Source organism: Cytophagia bacterium CHB2 (assembly GCA_030263535.1).
Taxonomy (GTDB): domain Bacteria; phylum Zhuqueibacterota; class Zhuqueibacteria; order Zhuqueibacterales; family Zhuqueibacteraceae; genus Coneutiohabitans.
The window spans coordinates 1-3445 of the sequence record SZPB01000511.1 but is presented as its reverse complement, the minus strand read 5'-3'; the positions used below and the strand labels follow the sequence as shown (position 1 = coordinate 3445).

The window sequence follows — 3445 nt, the reverse complement described above, 5'->3', positions numbered from 1 at the left end:
TTATAAGTGTTGCCGTCTGATCACACCGCATATGAAAGCGCGGCGCCAAGGCACGATCATCAACGTGTCGAGCACAGCCGGCCAGCGCGGCGAGGCCTTTCATTCACATTATGCCGCAAGTAAGGGCGCCATCATCAGCTTTACGAAATCGCTTGCGCCGGAATTGGCGCCTTTCAACATCACGGTGAATTGCGTCGCGCCCGGTTGGGTGGCGACCGATATGTCAAACGAAGCCATTGCCGCAGAAGGGGAGAAGATCACCGGCATAATTCCGCTGCGCCGGCCCGGCACCGCAGAAGAAATTGCCGGCCCGATTATTTTCCTGGCTTCCAATCTGGCATCTTATCTCACCGGCGAGATCTTGAATGTGAATGGCGGAAATGTATTGGCGGGATAAGCTTGTTTCGCGCAATCCGGCGCGTATTCAAAACGTTTTTTTGATAATATTCATCAAGAGAACGAATATCGATAATCTCTTGTGATCCTTTCTTGAGCATGTCACGCCCAGGCAAAAACAATCGCATGGCTCACAATCGGGCAAATGCGCGCGATGACAACGAATCGGTAATACAGCTTTGGCGATTTTTGCTCCCGCGATTACGGCGAAACGTGTCGACGCATAAAAACCAACAACCCGATCGAACTGAGATCACCTTAGATGATCGTTCATTCATCATCAAATCCGATTTCAGTGATCTCGCCTCCGGCACCGGCGCATATGCTGTTTATGCGCTGGCGAACGCGCTCGCGTGTTATGGCGGCGAACCGAAAAGCTGCTGGGCCACACGGTTTTTGCCTCCGGACATGAATCCTGATCAGCAACCGAACGCCGGTCTCGATGCCATTGGCCATGCCTGCAAAATGCTCAACCTCACCTGGCAGGGGGAACAGGTTAGAACTCTTGACGGCCTCACACAGCCGCTTCTCGCAAGTTATATGCTGGCGGCAGCAACCCCGGATAATCGCTGTGTTCCTCAAAATATCAAGCCGGATGATCGCCTCATTCTCACGACAAACCTGGCAACGGCGGCCACCGCGCTGATCGCGCATATACATGAAGCAGAGTTGGCCAGAGCCTTTGATTTACGATTTGCGCAGCGCTGCCGGCGTTTGTTCAATGAAAATGATCTGAATCTCGTGCCGGCTGCAAAAATTGCCGGGAAAATTCAAGGCATTCATGCGATGCAGGATCTGTTTGAAATCAGCCTGGCAAATGCATTGCACATGATGATGGACGCCAGCGCCTTGGATGTCGAAATCGACCTGGCCCAGATTGATTTGCTTCCCGAAGCAAAAGTCGTGTGTGAGCATTTTGGCCTTGCCCCGCTCGGCCTCATCGCGCCGGGCGCGCTTGTGATTGCCGGCGAGAGGGAGGCCTGCGATGCGTTGCTCAACAGATATCGTCTCGCCAAAGTCCCGGCAAAAATCATCGGCCAGGTGCTTAAAACAGGAGAGGGACGATGGCTGGTGGAAGGCGCTGAACGGACGCGCTTGCCGCATTATCACACTGATGAATTAATGAAGCTGCCTGTTCTTCTCGATGACAAGCCTGGGGTTGCGCCTCAGCAACCCCCAATTCCGGCTTGACATTCACGGCTGAAGTTGTCTACTTTTTATTAAAGGAACTCTAAAGCGATTCGCAGGTTGAAAAGCAATGAATGCGGCGAAACATGTTGCTTATTGGCAAACCCTGGCAGAATCTGATCTCGAGGTGGCGCGACGCGTCCTGCAGCGCGGAGAAAATCTGCATTATTGCCTGTTCTTTGGCCACATGAGCCTGGAAAAGCTGCTGAATGGCTTGGTTGTGGCGAGGACACATGAGATGCCTCCCAAAATTCATGACTTGTTGCGGCTGGCAGACAAGGCGGCGTTGCCTTTGGAAAAAGACGTTGAAGAGAGAGATTGAAGATATTCAACTCCTTCAAATTGAAAGCGCGTTATCCTGATTATAAGCTTACTTTTTATAAACTCTGCACAGCAGAATTTGGACATGACCATTTTATACGGATTGAAGAGGTATACAAGTGGACAAAAGATCAATTCCCACGAACATCATCGTAGATATCAAAAGATTGATTGTAGAGTTGGAGAAGGACAATATTCGCATTGACCGCGCCATTCTCTTCGGCTCGCATGTCCATGGAACAGCCTCAGAATATAGCGATATTGATGTCGCTCTCGTTTCTCCCGATTTCACCGGCATGCGATTTTTGGATAACCAACGTATCTGCAAAACGACATTGCGTGTGAATCGTTGGATTGAAACTCATCCCTTCACGCGCGAGGATTTTCTCGACTCGCCATTTGCGCAAGACGAAATTCTGAAACATGGCATTGACGTAAAATAACCTCCGCCGTCCATCCGCCTCCTCCGCCGTCTATTGAGGAATTTTAACTTGACTAAATATGCGTAAAGACTAAATTCTCACGAATCTCCGCCAATCGTTAAAAAACCTTCCTCTGCCCGGGACAAAACTGTTCGGAGCATGCATGAAAAACCGGTTGCTTCTGCTGCTTGTCTTGCTGGCCTGGATGGCCCCTGCACAAGCGCAATATTATTTTGGCCGCAACAAAGTCCAGTACAACCACTTTCAATGGCAAATTCTCAAAACGCGCCATTTTGACATTTATTTCTATCCGGAAATGCGCGAGCTTGCCGAGATCGGGGCAACCTACGCCGAGGAAGCCTATGCGCGCTTGGAAAATCTCGTCAATCACAATTTCAACCATCCCATTCCGCTGATTTTTTATTCCAACCATTTTCACTTTCAACAAACCAACACGATTCCGAATTTGATTCCAGAGGGCGTGGGCGGCTTTTTCGAATTTCTCAAAGGCCGGGTGGTGATTCCGGCTACCGGCAGCCTGACGGATTTCGAACATGTCATCAATCATGAATTGGTGCACGTGTTCACGCACGGCAAGGCCAATCGCGTTTTGAAAGATCACAAGCGCACGCAGCATGCGGGCCTGCCGTTGTGGTTTACCGAGGGCATCGCAGAATATTGGTCGGAAGGCTGGGACAGCGAGGCAGAGATGTTCATTCGCGATGCGGTGCTCGCTGGGCATCTTGTGCCGCTGAGCCAGATGTATCGCATTTATGGCACGTTTTTGATGTATAAAGAGGGCCAGGCAATCTGCAAATTCATCGCCGAACGCTACGGCGAAGAAAAACTTTTGCTGTTGATTGAAAATCTGTGGAAGGCCGATAATTTTTCCGATGTCATGCGGCTGACGCTCGGCGTTGATTATCGCGAGTTTGACAAGGTTTGGCTTTATCATCTTAAGAAAGAAAAATATCCGCTGTTGGAAGATAACGATGCGCCCGGCATGATCACCCGCCATCTCACGGACAAAGGCATCAGCACGAAACCCGCCTTCGTCAGTTATGACAACCAGCGTGAAATCGTGTTCATGTCGAATCGCGTGGGCTATTCGAACATCT

The 3445-nt window shown here is 50.3% G+C and carries 5 protein-coding genes; all 5 read left to right on the top strand.

Annotated features, from left to right (window positions below):
• On the top strand, positions 1–397 hold a 397-nt coding region (locus FBQ85_28140; protein ID MDL1879004.1), incomplete at its 5' end, for an SDR family oxidoreductase.
• 92 nt (positions 398–489) lie between these two features.
• Positions 490–1587 (top strand): hypothetical protein, encoded by a 1098-nt coding sequence (locus FBQ85_28135; GenBank protein ID MDL1879003.1) that lies wholly within the window; start codon positions 490–492, stop codon positions 1585–1587.
• Positions 1588–1654: 67 nt separating this feature from the next.
• Positions 1655–1906, top strand: a complete 252-nt coding sequence (locus FBQ85_28130) for a HEPN domain-containing protein (protein ID MDL1879002.1) — start codon at positions 1655–1657, stop codon at positions 1904–1906.
• Between the two features lie 112 nt (positions 1907–2018).
• Complete coding sequence (locus tag FBQ85_28125; GenBank protein ID MDL1879001.1) at positions 2019–2348, top strand: nucleotidyltransferase domain-containing protein; 330 nt, start codon at positions 2019–2021, stop codon at positions 2346–2348.
• Positions 2349–2490: 142 nt separating this feature from the next.
• Positions 2491–3445, top strand: a 955-nt coding sequence (locus FBQ85_28120; protein MDL1879000.1) for a hypothetical protein, incomplete at its 3' end; no start/stop codon positions are given.